Annotated in this window: 9 protein-coding genes; 5 read left to right on the forward strand and 4 right to left on the reverse strand. The window is 42.1% G+C overall.

Translation table 11 applies throughout. The features are described 5' to 3' along the window. Window positions 1–37 precede the first annotated feature (37 nt). The 4 genes from PZ638_RS02415 (at window position 38) to PZ638_RS02430 (ending at window position 1,980) form a co-directional block, all read left to right on the forward strand. Window positions 38–604, forward strand: coding sequence for a molecular chaperone TorD family protein (locus tag PZ638_RS02415; RefSeq protein ID WP_094961423.1), 567 nt, complete (start codon window positions 38–40; stop codon window positions 602–604). A 173-nt stretch (window positions 605–777) separates the two neighbouring features. Beyond that, the gene (locus tag PZ638_RS02420; protein WP_241098187.1) at window positions 778–1,233 is read left to right on the forward strand and encodes a DoxX family protein; all 456 of its coding nucleotides are present in this window, start codon (window positions 778–780) and stop codon (window positions 1,231–1,233) included. A 181-nt stretch (window positions 1,234–1,414) separates the two neighbouring features. Further along, complete coding sequence (locus tag PZ638_RS02425) at window positions 1,415–1,684, forward strand: type II toxin-antitoxin system Phd/YefM family antitoxin (RefSeq protein ID WP_110592491.1); 270 nt, start codon at window positions 1,415–1,417, stop codon at window positions 1,682–1,684. A gap of 2 nt (window positions 1,685–1,686) precedes the next feature. After that, window positions 1,687–1,980 carry a type II toxin-antitoxin system RelE/ParE family toxin gene (locus PZ638_RS02430; RefSeq protein WP_110592490.1) on the forward strand — a complete coding sequence of 98 codons (294 nt, stop codon included), beginning with the start codon at window positions 1,687–1,689 and terminating at the stop codon, window positions 1,978–1,980. Between the two features lie 98 nt (window positions 1,981–2,078). On the opposite strand, the gene PZ638_RS02435 is transcribed toward PZ638_RS02430, so the two are convergent. From PZ638_RS02435 to PZ638_RS02445, 3 genes are read right to left on the reverse strand one after another with little or no spacing between them, the layout of a single operon-like run. Then, window positions 2,079–2,873, reverse strand: coding sequence for a nucleotidyltransferase domain-containing protein (locus PZ638_RS02435; protein ID WP_094961421.1), 795 nt, complete (start codon window positions 2,871–2,873; stop codon window positions 2,079–2,081). A gap of 24 nt (window positions 2,874–2,897) precedes the next feature. Next, complete coding sequence (locus tag PZ638_RS02440; protein ID WP_094961420.1) at window positions 2,898–4,124, reverse strand: RtcB family protein; 1,227 nt, start codon at window positions 4,122–4,124, stop codon at window positions 2,898–2,900. A gap of 2 nt (window positions 4,125–4,126) precedes the next feature. Further along, window positions 4,127–5,245 (reverse strand): slipin family protein, encoded by a 1,119-nt coding sequence (locus PZ638_RS02445; RefSeq protein WP_110592487.1) that lies wholly within the window; start codon window positions 5,243–5,245, stop codon window positions 4,127–4,129. Window positions 5,246–5,731: 486 nt separating this feature from the next. Here PZ638_RS02445 and rtcR point away from each other — a divergent pair, with 486 nt between their 5' ends. Then, window positions 5,732–7,321, forward strand: a complete 1,590-nt coding sequence (rtcR, locus tag PZ638_RS02450; protein ID WP_094961418.1) for an RNA repair transcriptional activator RtcR — start codon at window positions 5,732–5,734, stop codon at window positions 7,319–7,321. Window positions 7,322–7,386: 65 nt separating this feature from the next. Here rtcR and PZ638_RS02455 read toward each other — a convergent pair whose 3' ends face one another. Continuing rightward, window positions 7,387–21,330 carry an invasin domain 3-containing protein gene (locus PZ638_RS02455; RefSeq protein WP_272674498.1) on the reverse strand — a complete coding sequence of 4,648 codons (13,944 nt, stop codon included), beginning with the start codon at window positions 21,328–21,330 and terminating at the stop codon, window positions 7,387–7,389. Window positions 21,331–21,353 lie beyond the last annotated feature (23 nt).

A 21,353-nucleotide genomic window follows, 5' to 3' on the forward strand; every position in this document is an offset into this window, starting at 1 on the left:
TAAATAACAGTTTATCGCTTAGGAAATTACCTTTTTTATGATCCATTTTTCACACTATGCAGCAGCGTTTAATATCTTAGGCACTTGCTATTTATTTTCTCCAAATGATGATGCAAGCCATTATGCGATAAGTTTCTTCAAGCTAAATGACTTTGCATCTCAGTGGCCTTGTAAAATCAGTACTCAGCTTAGCGAACGCATCTCGGCATCGCTAAGCATCGAAATAGCGACGCTGCATACTCAGTGGACAAATTTATTTATTGGTCCTGAAGCATTACCTGCTCCGCCATGGGGCTCGGTATACCTCGACCCTGAAGGCGTATTACAGGGCTCTTCGACACTGGCGCTGAGCGAGTTTTTACAACGAGAGCGTTTAAAAATTCAGACGCGTTATCCAGAGCCTTCTGACCATGTTGGTTTAATGTTATTTCAAGCGGCAGTTTTGGCTTCACAAGTCAGGGAGGCAGCATTAAAAGAATTGCTAAATGACCATTTGGGGAGTTGGTTACCCCAGTTTTCTCAGCAATTAAATCGAACAACATGTAGCCCGTTTTATAACGCATTAACGGAATTAGCGCTGGTTACTGTAAGGTCATGTATATAATATTGTTCAGTATATTTGACCTTTTAATGGTTAATTAAACGTAATATTTGAATGGGTGAAAAGTTAACAAAATTTAATTAAATGAAAATTGATTTAGTTATAAGAAATGCAAATTAAAATGATTCTTACTTTACCTTTCTAAGCCATAATGCATTTTTAAGTCATACTACTTAATGATGTTTTTGGATATCCATAGGGGGTATAAAGTGGTCAATTTATTAAATCGTTTGTTGTCCCATGAAGATGCTGGCAGGTTGTTATTGCGTCTTTCCGTCGGTGGGCTCATGTTATTTCATGGTATGAGTAAATTAATGACAGGGGCGAGTGGTATTAAAGCGCTGCTAGCTTCTTATGGCTTACCTGAATTTATCGCTTATGGAACAATTTTAGGTGAAGTTGTGGCACCTATTTTTATTATTTTAGGAATTTTAACTCGCCCATCTGCATTATTAGTCTCCTTCACTATGGTGGTTGCATGGCTGATGATTGGGTTAGATAAAACATTTGTGCTTGATAAAACAGGCGCATGGGCGATTGAAAGTATTGTGTATTTCTTCTTGAGCGGTATTGCATTGGCATTTTTAGGTGCGGGTAAATATTCCATTATCAAAAACCCGAACTGGCGATAAATCCGTTTTTCTTTCGTGTTTGACATTGCCTTTGAAAAAAGACCATCAAAAATGTTCTGATGGTCTATTTTTTTGTCTAAAAAATGGTCGTTTCAAGATGAACGATATTTTTGAAATATTGCTAGTTTAAGCCATTTTAGCTATAATGGATATTCAAGCTACTTTATATTGTAGGTGATGTATGGAAACTATCTCAGCACAAGTTGCTAAAAATCAATTTGGTGATTTATTGATGAAAGTTCAACGTGCACCTGTTGAAATAAGCAAGCACGGTAAACGTGTTGCTGTTGTTATTTCTCCGGACGAATATGACCAGCTTATGCAATTAAAATTACAGAGCCTAAAAACGGTTTTGGCGGAGTCTATTGCACAAGCAGAACGCGGTGAATTTCATAGCATTGATGATGTATTTGCCCCGCTAACCATGGACGAACTTGAAAATAAGGCTTAAGGATGAGCGTTAGGTTTACTCATAAAGCAAGAGAGCATATCCGCTCAATCAAGCTTTATTCTATGCGTCGTTGGGGAGTTAATGTTGCCGAAGCTTATGCCAACTCATTACGAGTAACAATGACAGACATACTTGCCCGACAGCCATCCCTTGGTCGTGATCGTAGTGAAGATTTGTATTTGGGCGTCTTTAGCTTCCCTGTTGAAAGCCATATTATTTATTATCGAAAAGCGCTTGAAGGCATTGAAGTGCTGGCGGTATTACATCATACACAGGATCCAAACTCTCATTTATAAAAATCTAGGTGGCAATAAGCTTTATTGTTAATTATTTAATATTATTAAAGAAAAAGACCATCAAAAATGTTCTGATGGTCTTTTTTTAATCATGATAGTCAATTAGTTGCTAGCACAATTGTACGCAAGAACTCGTCTAATAATCGGCTGTCACGGCAAGCGGGCTCAGGAAATTGCATTCGCTCTGCGTTGGCAATAACTTCCAAAACGAGCTTATCAATAGCTGGTCGCCTCGCGCCATAATCACTTTCAACTGCTTGGTGCTTAATAACCAGCAATTCATCTATCTCTGTGAGTACCTTGTTATCGGTAACTGTGGCCGCGACTAATTCAGAAAATGCCATTGGTGGCATGCTTTTACTTACTTCTATCCAACGCAGGGCTAATACCGCACGCAGCAGATAAAGATATTTTTTCAGTTTAACGCGCTCACCTTTAAAGTCAGTATGTAAATTACGCTTACTTATTGATAAATAGTGATAGCGCGATTTTAACGGTGAATAAAATTGTGCAGTCAGTTGCTCCAGTTGAGTAAAAAATGCCTCATCCTTAAAATAAACAATGGGTGAATGCAACCACTCTATTAATGCAGGGTTAGAGTTACGCATTAATTTCAATGCTTTAGATAGCTCCCAACCTGATACATCCAGCTCATCATCAATTGGCTTTTCTATCACATCGCGCTTTTTATCTAGCGTTAGGTACCAATCAAGTTTGTGAACATAGATAAATCGAACATCATAGTCGCTGTCGCGGGAGGCAAAGCCCCAACCGCGACTTCCAGACTCACACGCAAACAGCATTTTTACGTGATGAGTTTCTTCTATTTCTTTGAGTGTTTTTCCTATCCGTTCTTTCATCAGCACGGATACACTTTCATGGTCAGTTTCCATGCTTTCTCCTGTTACTTTTTATCTTTAACCCTTCACACACACCACTTGGCGTAGGGTATGAACAATTTCTACTAATGATGATTGCGCAGCCATTACTGCGTCGATGTCTTTGTACGCCATCGGTATTTCGTCAATCACATCACTATCTTTTCGGCACTCAACATGGGCGGTCGCCATTTTTTGGTCGCTGACTGAGAAACGTTTTTTGGCCTCTGTTCGGCTCATTACACGGCCTGCACCGTGGCTACAGGAGCAAAAACTTTCTTCGTCACCTAAACCGCGCACGATAAAACTTTTGGCTCCCATAGACCCTGGAATGATCCCCATTTGGCCTTTTCGAGCCGACACGGCACCTTTTCGGGTTACCAGTACTTCTTCACCAAAGTGCTGCTCTTTTTGCACATAGTTATGATGGCAATTTACGGCTTCTTGCTCTGTGATAAACGGTTTTGGAATTTCGCGTGATAGTGCTTCCAGAACGCGGTGCATCATCACTTCACGGTTATGGCGAGCAAAGTCCTGCGCCCAACCTACCGCTTCCATATAGTCATTAAAATGCACGCTTCCTTCTTCGAAATACGCGAGGTCTCTATCCGGCAAATTGGCGATATGCTGTTGCATATCTTTTTGCGCCAACGTGATAAATAAGTTACCAATCGCATTTCCCACACCGCGTGACCCGCTATGTAGCATTACCCAAACACGGTCTTGTTCATCTAAACACAGCTCAATAAAGTGGTTCCCTGTTCCCAATGTCCCTAAGTGGTTGTAATGATTCGTTCCACGCAGTTTTGGGTATTTATCACAGATACGTTTGAACTCTTCATCCAAGTGCGCCCAGTGGGTATCGACAATATCCGGTGTACGATGCCAAGCCCCTTTATCTCGTCCATGTCGATGTGTGGTTCGGCCATGTGGTACTGCCGCCTCAATAGCAAAACGGATGTTTTGCAAGCTATCTGGCAAATCTGATGCCGTTAAGGACGTTTTTACCGCAATCATCCCACAACCAATATCCACACCAACCGCCGCAGGAATAATGGCCCCTTTGGTTGGGATCACACTTCCAATGGTTGAACCTTTCCCGACATGTACATCAGGCATAACGGCAAGGTGTTTAAAAATGAATGGCATTTTGGCCGTATTTTGTAACTGGGTTACCGCTTTAGGATCCACAGGCACGCCGTTGGTCCACATTTTTACAGGTACGCCATTTTCTTGAATTAATTGATTAAAGTTATTGTTATTCATTGTTATTCCTTAATTTTTACCAATCCGTTTAATACTTGATCTAATCCACCGTAAACGGAAATTTGGTCGATTCGATGTGCGATACTTTCTAAGGTCTCAAGTTCTTTTAAACGCAATGCAACCGGGTTGTTTTCCATTACTTTTGCGGTATTTAACAGTGAACGAGTCGCGGCAGTTTCTTCGCGGCGGCGGATCACGTTAGCTTGTGCCGATTTTTCGGCTTCAACGACTTGGGATAAAATAGTGCGCATATCTCCCGGCAAAATGATGTCTTTTACACCGATACTGTCAATTTCTAGGCCAAATTCAACCACGCATTGCGCGACTTGAGCTAACATCAGCTCATCGACTAATTGTTTGTTTTCTAATAGTTCATCTAAGGTTCGAGTCCCCACGATTTCTCGTATTGAAAACTGCAATTCACGATATAAATGCTCTACAGGCTGACTCAATTTTGAGAACGCCAGTAAAATATCGTGATAGCGCCAGTTGGCGCACAGGTTGATGCGTAATGTGACTTTGTCTTTGGTTAAAATCTCTTGTCCGCTAATTTCTAATGATTGTAAACGGGTGTCTATTATCTCAACTTCCGGTTTGTGGTTGATTTTCCAATAACCGTAAGTTCCCGGTTGTAATAAATCTTGTATCTCACCATCAATTTTTAACATACCGACATGCCATGCAGGTACTTGGCTAATCAAGGCCAACTCATTGCCTTTAATGCGTTTTTTACCCATCAGACGTGCAACGAATGCAGAGTCAATAACGCTATTTTCTAGCGACTGCGGCTCCACTTTTAAATTATTGCCATTTTTCCAATACAACCGACGGGTCGCTGGTGGCAATATTTCTGTCAAACTATTGTGCAAGTAAATAAAACCAATCTCGTCATCAGTCAAAGCGATGTCAATACAGTGGTCATCAACCCAATCAGGGTGAAATTGGCGTAAGTGGTCTGCCAGTTTTTCATCAATAGGTTCGTTATCAAGTGTGAACAATGACACAGTCAATCGATTGAACCAATCGTTTAAATGGTGCTCACCCGCAGTCAGTAATTGTTTAAAATCCCCATTTTTTGAGGTTAGTGCGATTTGTCCTTGAGCGATATTTATTTTTTTCATTATTTTTCCTTTTTCAATATTTATCCGGCACTGAAGAAAAAAGCGAAGTGGTGAGGGGAAAAGTAGAGTGCCAAAATTGGCTGTCTAAATTTCTGCTCATCACTCGGCAAAGCTCTCGAGTGGCGGTTTTAAGCTTAACTTCTGCTTAGTTTTATACAGTTGGATTTGTATTTTTTTCAGGAGTCGAACCTGATAGCTAGGCTATTACCAAGGTATCTTCCTGACGGCGGCATACAGACCATGTAGTGACTAAGCCACCATGTCTGCACCGGTTGAACGCGAAGTTCAGACAATTTCCGGCAGTGGATGAATATAGTATTGCCAGAAGCGTGCCAACTTTTATTAAAGTAAGTTGGAAAATTTTATACTATTGAAAAATAACAAATAAATATATCTAATTAAATTTCACTAACATTACCAAGAGAAATGGATTAGGCTATTTATTATCTTTTTATATCGTACTTTATAAATTTCTATAAACTCATCATGAATAAGAAACGCAAAGTGGTCATTGGTGTATTGGGCACCGTACTAGACAGACGAGGCAAAAAGGCCAATCGCTGGACAAAATGGCGCCCAACGGTTGGTCTTTGCCAACAGCCTGATTTGGATATTGGTCGTTTTGAATTACTGCATCAGGTGAATGACTATGGCATGGCGCACCGGGTGAAAGAGGATATTGAGCAAGCCTCTCCCAGTACGGAAGTGGTACTGCATGAGGTGGATATTGCGGATCCGTGGGATTTCGAAGAGGTGTATACCTCATTATTGGATTTTTCTTCGCATTATCAATTTGATACTGATAATGAAGAGTATCTTGTACATATCACTACGGGTACCCATGTGGTGCAAATCTGTTGGTTTTTATTAACGGAAGCTCATTATTTACCAGCCAAATTAATTCAAACTTCACCGAGCCAAAAAGGGCGAGAAAAAGACCCTATCGGCATTCATACCGTGATTGACCTTGATTTAAGCCGTTATACCCATATCACCAGCCGTTTCCAAACAGAGCAGCAACAGCAGGTTTCATTTTTAAAATCAGGTATTGCCACCCGCAACGCAGCATTTAATACCATGATTGAGCAAATCGAACGTGTCGCACTGCGTTCTAAAGCCCCGATTTTACTCAATGGGCCAACGGGGGCGGGGAAGTCTTTCTTAGCTCGGCGAATTTATCAACTGCGTGAAAGCCGCCACCAAGTTAAAGGGCGCTTTGTGGAAGTAAACTGTGCCACTTTGCGTGGTGATAACGCCATGTCGACGCTGTTTGGTCATGTAAAAGGGGCATTCACAGGAGCAATCAACCCAAGGCGTGGGTTACTGAAAGAAGCGGATGGCGGTATTTTATTTCTTGATGAAATTGCGGAACTTGGGCTAGATGAACAAGCCATGCTATTGAAAGCTATCGAAGAAAAAAGCTTTTTTCCTTATGGTTCAGATGAAGAAATTCACAGTGATTTTCAATTAATTGCAGGGACTCACCGTAATTTGGCGCAGCAAGTGGAAGAAGGCAAATTTCGCGAGGACCTATTTGCCCGTATCAATATGTGGACGTTTGCGTTACCGGGCTTGCGTGACCGCCGTGAAGACATCGAACCGAATATTGATTATGAATTAGCCAAATTTTGCCAAGACCAACAAAGCCAAATTCGTTTTGATAGCGAAGCTCGCAATGTGTATGTGAAGTTTGCCTGTTCCTCTCAGGCCCTGTGGCGTGGCAATTTTCGTGAGTTGGGTGCATCCATTAGCCGGATGGCAACGTTTGCCGAACGCGGGCGTATTACTAAAGCGGTGGCCGAAGAAGAAATTGGCCGTTTGCAAGCCCAATGGCAAACAAAATCAACCAATATATTACCACAGCAAATTGGTGAAATTGATTTATTCGACCAACCACAGTTGGCAACAGTGCTGGAAGTTTGTCGCCGTTCATCTACCCTTTCCGAAGCGGGGCGTGAGCTGTTTGCCGTTTCGCGGCAGCAGAAAAAACAACCCAATGATGCAGACAGGCTGCGAAAGTATCTCGCCAAATTTGGGTTGGATTGGGATAGAGTGAAGGCAGATTTAATGTCATGAATCTTTGTAATAAAAAGCCCCCAAGAGGGGGCTGATAAATAACAAGAATTTAAACCTAATGACAATTAATACTCTTTAACACACACAACCCCAAAATCACCGGTAGTTCGTCTGCTTCCTAAATAATGATGTGATGATAGATGGTAGATGGTCATGTACTTGGTTATTGTCCAAATCCAGCCGTCTGCTGCTATTTGGTCTAGTTTCATGTTGTCGTTAATGGTTTTCTCTGGCCACTGGGTGAATAGCGAGATTTTACTATGTTTTATATCTTCTGGACTGGCTATCTTTTGAGAATTAGTACAATACCCCATTGCATCATTCAAGTTCAATTTCGGCCCTGCGCTAAACCACTTATCCATGTTAAAGGTATATACCATATTCTTGCTATTCATACGCTTAGGTTTTCCTGTGATAGTGACTTTTGCACTGCGGGGGCTTTCCGGCTGTGTCTTCATAGTCACAACACCTTTTTCATTAATAGTTAGCCAATTTTGGTTAACCTCCCACTTATATTCAGAAGCAAAACCTAGTGAAGGTTCAATGGCAAATTGCGCTCCAGTAAACCCAGTAGAAGGGAATCGATCATCAACTTGATAGGTTTCTTCAACACCTAATCGTGTAATTGACATTTTGCCGTAATTGACAATTTGAGTATATTTATCGCTCCCCTTATAATTAATTGAATCGCTGAATAATTTAATTTGAGCAATTTCTGCATCAGGAGCGTTCATGTGCTCAGCTGTATATGTTCCTGCCGATGTTTCTGTCATATCCTTCGGTACTCGTTTATGGGTTGTGCTTGATATGACTTCTAATTTTGGTTTTTTCCCTGTAATCAAATGACCATTATCATCTTTAAGTACTAACTTTATCTCAGTGTTTTTGATATCAGTTGTACTTGTTTCATCGTTACTTACAGTGAATGTGCTTTTCCCTGAGGCAAATACAGGTGCACCAGCTTCAATAGTAATCCTCTCAGAATTACTATTAGCCTTACCTACAATCGCTGAGATTATGTACTCTCCAGGTTTTGTAAAACGGAATGTTCCTTTATACTGGCGAGTGAAAGTGTCTTTTGTGATATCCCACTTCTCTTTAATTTCTGATGATTTTTGAGATTTATTATGTATTGCAATATCGCTTTCATTAACAAACACGTCATTACCATACTTATCCTTGGCTTTTAGCTCAAATTTAACATTTTCACCGATGTTGATATTAGTTTTAGCAAGTTTCAATTCAACGGATGCAACGTAATCAGGGTGACTGAATGGGGTAACCGATATCTGTGCGGTATCAGAAACAGTATTCACTTTTGCTGTCAAAACATGCTGTGCTGTTTGAATCAGTGATACAGTGGCAATGTATTCGCCTTTCTTCAGGACATTTTCTTGCCATGCGGTTATTGGCACTGAACTTGGTTTTTGAGAACCAGCTAAGTTGATATCTGTTGCTTTTAATTCAGTGACTCCATTGCCATATTGGTCAGTTAACGTGAATGTTAACTTGAACTCTTTCCCTGGATTGGTTGTGAGTTTCCCTGAACTATCTGCGGTTATTGACGGTTTCATGTTGATATTTGCCACATTTTTAACCCCTTTCGGGTTTTCAACTGTGATATTGGCAACTGAAGAATACCCATTAACCTTGACTTCTAGTGGATGTGTAGCGGCTTTGGTTAGCGCTAAGTTAGATGTGTATTTGCCCTCTTTGCCTTCAACCCAGGCTATTGGTATTAATGTATTTAAATGTTTTAGTGTAATATCGGAAATATCAACCGCTACAACGCCATTACCGAATTTATCTTTTAGGCTGAGTTGAAGGTTCGCGTCATCATTAATTGCCACTGTTATTGGGGCATTTAACTCAACTTTCGCGACATTTTGGGCGCCTTCTTGTGGTTTTACCTCAATTTCGACATTTTTTACCTGTTTATTTACCTCAACCGATAATGTGTGCTTTTTAACTTTCTCTAGCGTGACCTGAGCCGTATAGACATTATCGTTTGATGGTGTTTTTACCCACGATGCGTTAGTGGTAATTGTGCTGTCGGTATTTTTGAACATAATGTCTTTTGTCATGATACCGGTCACTTCATTACCGTAGCTATCGAGCATGGTTAGGTTTAATGTGGTATTTTCACCTGCTTTAATTGAGGTATTATTTGCGGTTAATTTGATCTCCTTAACATTGTTAACCCCTTTTAATGCTGTCACCGTGATAGCTGGCGTGGACTTGGAGATACTATTTACTGTCGCTGTTAATGTATGTTTACCGACTTTGGTTAATGGCAAGGTGGCTTTATACACGCCTACCGATGCCATATGCCAAGCAATATTGCGGCTATCGATAGTTTCTGCGGTATGGCTGTCTTTTAATGCAATATCAACGCCATTGACGCCAGTAACCAGATTGCCATATTGGTCTTTCAGTTCTAACGTTAATTCAACTTTCTTACCGGCATCAAATTTATTGAGGTTTGTGGTCATTTTTGCGGATTTCACCACATCTTTCCCACTTGGATAGGTTGCTTCCACGGTTTGGATACGGCTTGGTTGGTTATTTACAGTAGCTTTAAACCGGTACTCACCGATTGTGTCTAACCGCTGTTTGGTGGTATATACGCCATCTTGTGGATTCACCCATGTAACGTTGGTTAGTTTTCCATTATTTGTTAACTGAATATCTTTAGTATTGATATCAACAACACCATTATTAACGCTATCCGTTAAGGTTAATGTTAATTGCACTTCTTTACCCGCCTCAATAGTACCTTCATGGGTTTCAAGAGTAGTTTTATGGACATTATTTGCACCTTTGGCAGGGGTAACGGTTAACTCAAGCTTATCGCTTAGTAGTTTATCTACCACCACTTGAATAGATTGCTTACGTAGCTTGTTCATGGTGAGTTCTTGAGTATATAGCCCACCACTTAGCTCTTTCCATGCAGAGGTTGAATGTAAATCAGTTAATAATTTCAATGAACTCGCCGCACCGGTTAGTTTGTTATCAAACTTATCTTTTAGTCCGACAGTTAAAATGAATTTGTCGCCTGAATTTACCGTGGAGTTTTTCGCGCTATGGGTAATAGAAATCGTTTCTAATGAGCCTCGTAAGCCATCTTTATCATAAGAAATGATTGGGATAGCGATAGGAGGGTTGACAACCCACTCGGCAGTTTCTGTCTGTCCGTTGACTTCCACTTTGATTTTGTAACGGTCTGCTTTGGCCGCTGGGAGCTGAGCGGTATATTTATATAATCCATTTTTTTCCATGAATATTATGTTCTGTTTTTGCCCATTAATTGTCACAGTGATATCACTACTGCTAACATTATTAACAGGGTTTTTATATTGGTCAGTTAAGCCAATAGATAGTGATGACGGTTGTCCTGCATCACTGTTGGCTATTGGTGAAATGGTAATTGTCTTCACGGCATTGTTACCTGATGGTGAATTGACAGTGACATTGGTTGTATCTGTAAATTGACCAATACTAGCTACCAGACGGTGTGTTCTAACGTCATGGAGCATGATGTTAGTGCTGTAGATACCTAAGCCATGGTTATCTTCATCCCAGACAGCGGATATTTTATTATTACTGTCAGTGAGTGTGATCGTATTATTATTGAGGTGAATAACAGGGTTGTTATCCCTATCAGTGACTTTTAGCGATAGCATGACGTTACTGCCTGCGGTAATGGTGCTTAAGTTTGTTGTTAGCTGAACCTTATTGATCTGGTTTTGGTTAGTCGATGGCAGGGCGTTAACCAATACATTTTTACTTTGTATTAGGTTAACCGTTGCTTTTAGGGAGTGAACTCCTGCAATTGCGACCGTTGTTGACGCAGTATAGGTTCCATTCCCTTTTGATAGCCAATTTAAACCTGTGAGGTTTTTCTTAATATGCGCATCATTTATGGTGATATCTTTCGCCATAACCCCTTCAACGCCATTATTCCATTGGTCTGCTAATATCAGTGTCAGCTCTGTTTTACTGCCTACAGTCAGTTGATTTGTGCTGGCTTTGAGCTCAACAATTTTTACTTGTGCAGGGCCGGTTAGTGCGCTGACATGAATCGCCAGTGGGGTGTTGGTTTGATGATTAACTCGGCTAACAAAGATGTTTTTCCCTTGTTGATGTAATGGGAGCGTGGTGGTGTAAATACCTGCACCTTTTTCTAACCAAGCCAGCTTAGGAACAGGCGTATGATTATGTTCTAATTGAATATCGTTGGCTTGTACTTTTTCAACACCATTGCCATGACTATCCGTTAATGTTAATTGCAATTCGGCAAGATCACCGACTGTAAACACCTTGTTGATTACTTTTAATACCATATTGTTGACGACAGATGTACTCTGCGGTGCTTTCACATCGATAACCTGTGATTGGCTAATGCCATTGGCTGTGACTTTTAAGGTGTCAGTGCCTAGCTTGCTTAATAATAAGTCAGCGGTATAAGTACCATCCGCATTGTCTTTCCATATGACAGAACCTGATTGTTGGTGAATGATAGTGAGACTGTTGCTGGAGACTTCTTTTAACCCATTACCAAAGGCATCTTTCAACATGATGGTGAGTGTGACTTTATTGCCAGCTTTGAGGTTAGCGGTTGGCGCAACGATAAACTGCACCTCATTGACGACTTTGTGTTGGCCTTTTTTCCCACCACCATCGCTAGCCGCAGCCGCAATTGGTGCAGGATTGCTAACATCAAATGGTTTCTTGTTTGATACAGTATTCGTTGTAGGGATAGACACCACAATATTGTGTTGACCGCTTTGTTGACCGGGTAATGTTCCAACGTAATTACCACTAGGGGCTTGGCCCACTGACATGGAAAATGGCTTTTGCTGATCGATGATAACGGACAAACTGGTGATATTGGATACTGGGTGTCCATTTTTGTCAGTCAAAGAGACGATGACTGTACTATCAGCTCCTGCAGCTACCGGTAAAATGTGGATAACGTCCACGTTTTTGACCTCATTGGCCCCTTTACTGTTTATCACCTCAATATCGACAGTTTGGCTGCTAATGTTGTTTACAGTCGCTGTTAACGTATCTTCCCCAATTGTTTTTAAAGCCAAATCCGCGGTATAGGTGCCATTTTTGTTATCAACCCAAGTCACCTGACCTGTTTGGTTATGCGTTAGTGTGATGTTTTTCACCTCAATACTGCTAAGCGCATTATCAAACGCATCTTTCAAAGTTAGTGTCAGTTTCGTGGTATCACCTGATTTAAAGCTTGATTGGGCTGTCGCCAGTTCAACGGTCTTAACCACACCTGCTTGGCCTTGAACACCGGAACCATCAACTTTTGTTGCTTGAATCGCTTTGGCGGCAGTCACCTGCCAAGTTTGTTGCGCTTTTTGCTTATTGGCAGCCACTTTAACCAGATAGTTTCCTGTTTTTTGCGCAGGTAAAGTGGCGATATAAGTGCCTTTATCTGTTTGAGAGCCAACAAATGTTAAGTTGAGTGGTTTATCATTAAGGGTGACTTTAATGTCATCTGCAATGTGTGTTACACCATGGCCATTGCCATCAACGGCTTGTACGCTCATGGCTCGCTCTGAACCGGCTGCCGATGGGGGGATAGCGGCCATGACCAGTTGATTAACTTGCTTGATATCGGTGGAATTTGTCACGGTGATATTTGCCGCTGAACTATTTATGCCATTAACGGTGGCGGTGAATGCATCATTTCCCAATACTTTTAATGGTAAGGTCGTTGTGTATTGACCATTGTTATGATCGACCCAAGTCACATGACCGGTTTGTTTGTGCATTAGAGTGATGTGGTTACTAGAGACACCTTTTAGTGGGTTATTAAAACGGTCTTTTAAGGTAACTGTGAGTGGTAAATTGTCGCCTGATACGGCGCTTGTCGCCGCCGTTGTCAGTTCAACTTGGCTAACGACACCGCGCAGGCCTTTTTGCCCACTCCCATTTGGGCTTGCAGTGACCGTATCGGGTTTTGCCACGACAAAGGTTTTCTTGGCTGAATTTTGCTTATTGACGCTAACAATCAGGTCATAGGAACCACTTTGTTGCCCCGGTAATTTCCCTGTGTAGCTACCGTCTGCTTGTTGAGTGACGGCAATATTTAGCGGTTGTTGTTTCCCGATATTCACAGCGACTTCAGTGATCCCCATGACTACGTGGCCGTTGATATCGGTCAAGGACACTGTAAGGACGCCTTCTGCACCTGCTTGCGGGCTGGCGATATTAACAATATCAACTTGATGGATACGGCTATTGCCAATCGCTTTTTCAACATTAATACCAACTGGTGCACTTTTTATCTGGTTAACTGTCGCTGCTAAATGATCTTTACCCAATGTCGTTAACAGTAAATCAGCGGTATAAGTGCCATTTTTGTTATCAACCCAAGTCACCTGACCAGTTTGGTTATGCGCTAGTGTGATGTTTTTAACCTCAATACCGCTAAGAGGGTTATCAAACGCATCTTTTAAGGTTAGCGTCAGTTTTGTGGTGTCACCTGATTTAAAGCTTGATTGGGTTGTTGCCAGTTCAAGGGTATTAACTACACCCGCTTGGCCTTGAGCACCGGAAGCATCAGCTTTTGTTGCTTGAATCGCTTTGGCAGCAGCAACCTGCCATGTTTGCTGCGCTGTCTGCTTATTAGCAGTCACTTTAACCTGATAGTTTCCTGTTTTTTGCGCAGGTAAAGTGGTGATATAAGTGCCTTTATCTGTTTGAGATCCAACAAATGTTAAGTTAAGTGGCTTGTCATTGAGAGTAACTTTAATGTCATCCGCAATGTGTGTCACTCCGTGACTGTTGATATCAATAGCTTGCACGGTCATGGTTTGTTCTGAACCGGCTGCCGATGGGGGGATAGCGGCCATGACCAGTTGATTAACTTGCTTGATATTGGTGGAATTTGTCACGGTGATGTTTGTCGCTGAACTATTTATGCCATTAACGGTGGCGATGAATGTATCATTTCCCAATATCTTTAATGGTATGGTCGCTGTGTATTGACCATTGTTATGATCGACCCAAGCCACATGACCGGTTTGTTTGTGCATTAGAGTGATGTGGTTACTAGAGACGCCTTTTAGTGGGTTATTAAAGCGGTCTTTTAAGGTAATCGTGAGTGGTAAATTGTGGCCTGATACGGCGCTTGTTATCGCCGTTGTCAATTCAACTTGGCTAACGACACCGCGCTGGCCTTTTTGCCCACTCCCATTTGGGCTTGCAGTAACCGTATCGGGTTTTGCCACGACGAAGGTTTTCTTGGCTGAATTTTGCTTATTGACGCTAACAATCAGGTCATAGGAACCACTTTGTTGCCCCGGTAATTTACCCATGTAGCGGCCATCTGCTTGTTGAGTGATGGCAATATTTAATGGTTGTTTACCAATGGTGACCTCAAGGTTTTGGATACCGTCAATCGTGTTACCTTGAGCATCAGTTAATACAGCCGTGAAGGTACTTTCGGCTCCTGCGGTTGGATTGGTGATATCACTGATATCAATTTTATGGATAGCGTTATTGCCTAACTGCGGTTTGACATCAATACCCATGGTTGGGCTTTGTATATTATCTGCTGTGATAAATAAGTGATCTTGCCCCAATTTTGTTAAGACTAAGTTGGCGGTATAGGTTCCATCTTTTTGTGCTATCCAAGTGACGTTACCTGCTTGCTTATGAGTCAGTGATTGTGCGAGATCTACGCCAGTTAATGGGTTGCCAAAGGCATCTTCCAATGTCACTGTGAGCGTTAACGTATCACCAGATTTTAAGTTTTTGTTTGGTAAAACGGTAAGTTTTGCACGACTAACCACACCGTGAGTACCTGATTTCCCCCCCGGATTACGGGTAATTGGAGAAGGTGCGCTGACAGTTAAAGTTGATCCTGTGGATTTTACGCCGCCCACAGTGACGATGACTTTATGGTCTCCTGATTTTTGGCCAGAAAGAGTACCGGTATAAGTCCCTTTGTTGACGGTTTCAGTGATCTTAAGCAATGCTTCAGCGCCATCGATAGAGACGACAGCGTTATTATCAACCCCTGTAATAGGTTGGTCATGGGCATCAGTGATTAATAGTGTGATGGAACTCGTTTCACCCGCAGCGGGGGTAGCGATGTCTTTGATTTTAACTTGCTTGATTTGCGAGGTTCCAGTCGCACTCCCTACGTTAATATTCAGTGGGGAAGAGGTGATTTGGTTCACTTTCACGGTTAAAGTGTCTTGCCCAATTTTGGTGAGTGGCAAAATAGCCGTGTAGTTACCGTTTCGAAGGTCTGTCCAGATAACGGGACTTACGTTAGGTTGTTGGTGCTTTAATTGAATACCCGCGCCACTGACGCCTTCAAGAGCGTTACCAAACCCATCTTTAAGGGTTACGGTTAATTGTAATAATTGGCCTGATTTCAGGTCATTAGCTGATGATGAGGCTAAAGCCACGGTATTAACGACACCACGTTGATTTTTTGTACCACTCCCATCTTTTTCTTTTACAGCGATGATCGCGGCAGTTTTAACTGTCCAAAGCTTTGATACGGTTTTATTGTTAGCTGTTGCTTTAACCGTATATTTACCCATATTTTTTGCGGGTAATGTTCCTGTGTAAATACCGGCTTGGGTGAGTGATTCTGTTAAAATAATGGATGTTGACTGGCCGTCGATATTTGCTGTTATCATACTGCTAATCATGGTGACGGGGTGCTGATATCTATCGGTGACTTTCACTGTGATAGTTTGGTTTTCACCTGCTTCACTCGGGGAGATTGGCTCCAGCTCGATATTTGCAACTTTATTGATATCAGCTGTATTACTTACTGTAATGGAAATTAATTGTGACTTATAACCGTTAATAGATGCTAATAAATCATTAGAACCTGTTTGGGTTAATAGCAACGGAGTGGTGTAAGTGCCATTCCCATTATCTAACCACTTCAGCGAACTCGTTGTATATCCATCTAGAATGATATTACTGGTGTCGATGGCCGTTAACGGATTATTAAATGCATCAACGATGGTTACGGTAATAGCCAATTTGTCACCTGATTGCAGACGAGTAGTATCCCCTGTTGTCATGGTAATGTTATTGATAACGCCTCGTTCACCTCGATTACCCGTTCCACTTGAGTTGTTCGAACGAATTGGGGCTGGTTTTTTCACCTCTAAAGTGTTTTTAGCGGAGCTTTGGCCGTTTACCGTGGCAGTAATTTTATGATCACCCGCTTGCAGCGCTGGCAGCGTGATTTCATAAATACCTGATTTCCCTTCTTTTACGGGCAGGGTGTGCTGGAAGCCGTCAATCTCAATAACCATTTCGTGTTCACCGACCACCGGGTTGCCGTGGTTATCGGTTAATTGAACGGTCAATGTACTGGTTGAACCTGCGGTGGGTTTTTCTGTTTGAATGATGCCAATTTTACTGACTTTGTTTTTCCCTTTGGCTGGGTTAACTTGAATCGATTTGACGGCGGTTTTATGGCCGTTAATTGATGTGGTTAAGTCTTTCGACCCCATTTCAGTTAATGTGAGAGTCGCGGTATAAGAACCATCGCCATTATCCGTCCAAACTGGCTTGCCGTTATATCCGTCAAGGGTAATGTTATTGGTATTCAGCTCGGTCAAGCCGTTACCAAAGGCATCGGTGATGGACACAGTGAGCTCAAGCTGGTCGCCAGATTGTAAGCTGTGGGTATCGCCTGTTGTCATGGCAATATTATCGACAACGCCTTTTTCTCCTTTGGTTCCTGTTCCGTCTGGTTTTTTCGACTTAATGGGTGTTGGAGTGTTAACGACTAAAGTTGTGTCAGTCGAGTTTTTACCATTCACATTTACGCTAATGCTGTGATTACCTGCTTGCAGTGCTGGCAATGTGACTTCATAACCACCTGATTTTCTTTCTTTTGCTGGAAGCTTATGAGGTTGTCCATCAATATTGACGGTAATTTCAATTTCACCGACCACTGGGTTACCATGTTTATCAGTGAATTCAATAGTGACAAGGCTATTTGCGCCGGCTGCTGGCTTTTCTGTTTTGGTGATTTTTACCTTATCAACGTGGGTTGTCCCTGAGGCGTTATTAACCTGAACTTCTGTGTGTGGGCTGCGAGTACCATTGATGGAGGTAGTTAAATCATTGCTACCAACGTCGGTTAAGGTCAAGGTAGTGGTATAAGAGCCATCGCCATTATCTACCCAGTTTAAGGTATTTCCTTTGTGTTTACCGATATCGATGTTATCGGTATTTAAGCCAGCTAAGCCGTTACCAAAGGCATCAGTTACCGCTACCGTGATTTCAAGAGGATTACCCGACTCAAAACGGTGAGTGTGATCAAGTGTGATTGCGACTTTGTCGATAACACCTTTTTCACCTTGTTGACCCGTTCCATTCGAATTGTTTGGTGAAATCGGTTTTGGTTGCTCAACCAGTAAGCTCTCTTTGATGGATGCTATGCCATTCACACTCGCATGAATATCATGTTTTCCGGCTTGCAGTGCAGGTAGTGTAACCTCATAAATACCCGGTTTTCCTTCTTTTGCGGGGAGAGTGTGTGGTTTGTTATCAATATTAACGATAAGCTCAGTTTCACCGACGACCGAGTTATCGTTTTTATCCATTAGTTGAACGGTCAGGATGCTACTTGAACCTGCGGCGGGTTTTTCTGTTTTGATGATCTTAACTTTGCTGACCTTATCTTTCCCTTTTGCATTGCTAACTTGGACTTGTTTTTGTGGGCTCTTAGAGCCATTAATGGAAACGGTGAGGTCATTATTGCCGACGTCGGTTAGTGGTATGATAGTGGTGTAAGAGCCATCACCGTTGTCAACCCATACCAAGGTATCGCCTTTGTGTTTACCAATATTGATATTATTGGTGTCTAGGCCTGATAAGCCGTTGTTAAAGGCATCAGTAATGGATACGATGACCTCAAGTTTATCGCCAGATTGTAGATGGCTAGCATCGCCTGTCGTGATAACGATATTATCGATAACACCTAATTCTCCTTTTGGCCCCGCACCACTTGGGCCTTTAGGTTTAACAGGTCGTGGTTTATCAACAATAAGCGGCTCTTTTGGTGATTCTTCCCCGTTAACGATAACAGAAACTATATGGTTGCCTGCAAGTTGGCCTGGAATAATGACGTCATATATACCTGGGGATGTTTCTGTTATCGGTAAAGTGTGTGGCTGACCATTTATATTGGCAATAGCTTCAGTTTCACCAACAACGTGATTGCCATGTTTGTCGGTTAACTCTATCGTCACAATACTATCTGTGCCTGCCGCTGGTTTTTCTGTTTTGGTGATTTTCACTTTATCAACGTGAATAGTTCCGCTGGCATTATTGACGAGAACGTCAATTTTCGGGCTAGTCGTGCTATTGATGGAAGCCGTTAAATCAGTGTTGCCGACTTTACTTAATGGCAAGGTAGTGGTGTAAGAACCATCGCCATTATCCGTCCATGCTAGCGTGTCACCTTTGTGCTTGCCGATATCAATATTATCGGTATTTAAGCCTGATAACCCATTACCAAAGGCATCGGTGATAGTCACTATAACATCAAGGGTATCCCCTGATTGTAAACCATGGGTTTTGCTTGGAGTGATGATAATGCTATCAATAACGCCTTTTTCCCCTTTTTGGCCTGTCCCGTTCGTATTGTTTGGTGAAATCGGTTTTGGCTGCTCAACAATCAATGTTTCCGGTGAGGATGTTTGCCCATCAACCGTGACGGTGATACTTGGCGAGCCCGTATGCTGCCCAGGTAATTTTCCGTTGTAGATCCCACTACCGGGACGGTTTTCAGTGATGGTAATTGGAGTTGGTTTTCCATCGATATTGACCGTCACCGTACCATCAGCTCCAGATACGGCATTGCCGTGCATATCAGTTAATGAAATGGTGATGTTGCTGCTTGTGCCCGCAGCGGCTTGTTCAAGGTCTATAATCGTGACATGGGCTAATTGGCCGAATACAAAATGGGTTTCTACCGTGACACTTTGCTCATTCAGTGCTGCTGTTATTTTGACCGGCCCTGCAACTTGGCTTTTTACCTCGACATCAGTATTGCCTTGTTCATCGGTTGGGCTCAACTGTTTGGCTGTTGCATTTTTTGCTTCAAGTTGCAGCACTGCTCCTTTAATGGGATGTGCATTATTATCAGTAACATGGAATTGAATTTTATTTTTAGATTTACCATCGGCAATCGCATTATCACTAAGAACATTGAAATGATTAATATGTGCTTGGTGTGTATCGGCAATAAAGAAAAAAGCGGTATCAATAGGAGCGCCGCCATTTGGCACTGCTTGAACTCGGTGTTCCCCCGTGACCAGTGACGTGAATTGAATGGACGCTTCGCCTTTTATATTGGTGGTAACTTGATATTTCTGTTTATCAGTTGATTTTGCCGCCTGCATTTTTTTGAATAAATTGCTAAACGCCATTCTTGAAGAAGTGGCTTTTGGCGTGATGAGCTTTAGTTCTGCTGGGAGAATAAACGCCACTGTTGAGTCTGGTGCGATGCTATTTAAGCTATCTCTGGCTGTAACCGTTAAGGTATTAATATCATGGCCATTGGCGACAGCATTTCCTTGCTTGATAACCTCACTTTGACTAATTGATAGTACGCCAGAGTTTGTGACTTCAACTAATGTTGTGGCTTGCGGTGAAATATTTCCTTTACTGTCAGAGGCCGTCACCGTGAATTGGTAAAGGTTGATTTTTTTCCTTTCTTGTTCAGTCATTGCCACTTTATAGGACGGTAGCTTGACTCTTGTCGCAGCACCATCGAGGGTGATTTCTCCTCCCGCCATTAAAAATTCAGGAGCTTGAATGGTCAGTTTGTCTAACGGATATTTGGTGTTGACGGCATTGATTAAAGATACCTGTTCTCCAGTGCTTCCTTGGATCATCGCTGGCAATGATAGCGTTATTAGCGCTTTCTTTTGGTATTCCAGTACGATGTTGTTATTACGGTTTACAAAATCATAGCGACTGCCCAGTAAACGGCGTGAATCCCCCACTTTGCTTGGATCGAGCTGCTCAGCAAGACTTTTGCCCAATGCCCAAGTTAGCTGGACTTTGGCATTAGTTTCCGTTAATCCACCACTGATTTTATGTTCTGCACTTAAGGTGAGTAGCGAGAAAGGTGTCCAATTCACGCCAACGGTAGTGGCAAGAGGGTCTTTTTGGCGTTTATCTTTACCGAATAAGGCAACATCATCACCGAAATACTGTTCAAATTTAAGATTTCCGCCAATATTTGGGTAAGAGGGTAACCAACCCTCAGCGTGTAAATCCCATCCATTGGCAGGGCGAGCATTGGAGTCATGATTTAATTCAGGCGCGCTACGCCATGCTGATGTGCGTAAATAGGTATTCGCGCTCAGCTTTAAGAAGTCTTGTGCGTACTCTGCCCCGAAACCTAGGCGAGAGTGGTAGCGAGATAAGTCATGATCAAAAAAGGCATTGACGCCCATCATACTCTCTGGGGTAAAGCGACGAACCCCAATACCATTATTGGTCTGTAAGCGGGCATCGGTACGGTGAATATTATGTTGGGTAAACAATAATAAATCAGTACTGTCATACCAAGGAACTAGCCAATCTAACTGGGTGTTTTTTATAGTTAATTTTTTATCTACGTCAACACTGAATTTGGCATTACCCGTTTTGGATAACCAACGATTTATTTCATCTGTTGCAGCGTTTGTGGCTTTACTGCGAGCGAAGTCTTGTGCCATATCTGCAAGATCAGCAGCTTTTTTCTTATCAGAGATAAAACGTGCTGCGCTTTGGCTATATTCGGCAATAAACTGTGCTGTTTTATCATCATTGGTTAATACGGGGTCACTCCCTAGAGTAGGAAGGTTATCCGGTGTGAGCATTTTTGCATAGCTTGGCATAACCGGCATGACGGCTGATGACCATATTGCAGTAAAGAGGACAAAGCCATTTGAGATTTGATGTCTCAATGTTGGTTTTGTGGTTGACGTAGCGGGGTTCATTCAATTCATTCCTAGTTTCAATA

Origin of the sequence: Providencia hangzhouensis, from assembly GCF_029193595.2 — a bacterium.
Lineage (GTDB): Bacteria > Pseudomonadota > Gammaproteobacteria > Enterobacterales > Enterobacteriaceae > Providencia > Providencia hangzhouensis.

Coding starts and splice junctions, on each gene's coding strand:
- PZ638_RS02435 (WP_094961421.1), bottom strand. CDS start 2,873: ATGGAAACTGACCATGAAAGTGTATCCGTGCTGATGAAAGAACGGATA.
- PZ638_RS02430 (WP_110592490.1), top strand. CDS start 1,687: ATGAGCGTTAGGTTTACTCATAAAGCAAGAGAGCATATCCGCTCAATC.
- PZ638_RS02440 (WP_094961420.1), bottom strand. CDS start 4,124: ATGAATAACAATAACTTTAATCAATTAATTCAAGAAAATGGCGTACCT.
- PZ638_RS02425 (WP_110592491.1), top strand. CDS start 1,415: ATGGAAACTATCTCAGCACAAGTTGCTAAAAATCAATTTGGTGATTTA.
- PZ638_RS02415 (WP_094961423.1), top strand. CDS start 38: ATGATCCATTTTTCACACTATGCAGCAGCGTTTAATATCTTAGGCACT.
- rtcR (WP_094961418.1), top strand. CDS start 5,732: ATGAATAAGAAACGCAAAGTGGTCATTGGTGTATTGGGCACCGTACTA.
- PZ638_RS02420 (WP_241098187.1), top strand. CDS start 778: ATGATGTTTTTGGATATCCATAGGGGGTATAAAGTGGTCAATTTATTA.
- PZ638_RS02445 (WP_110592487.1), bottom strand. CDS start 5,245: ATGAAAAAAATAAATATCGCTCAAGGACAAATCGCACTAACCTCAAAA.
- PZ638_RS02455 (WP_272674498.1), bottom strand. CDS start 21,330: ATGAACCCCGCTACGTCAACCACAAAACCAACATTGAGACATCAAATC.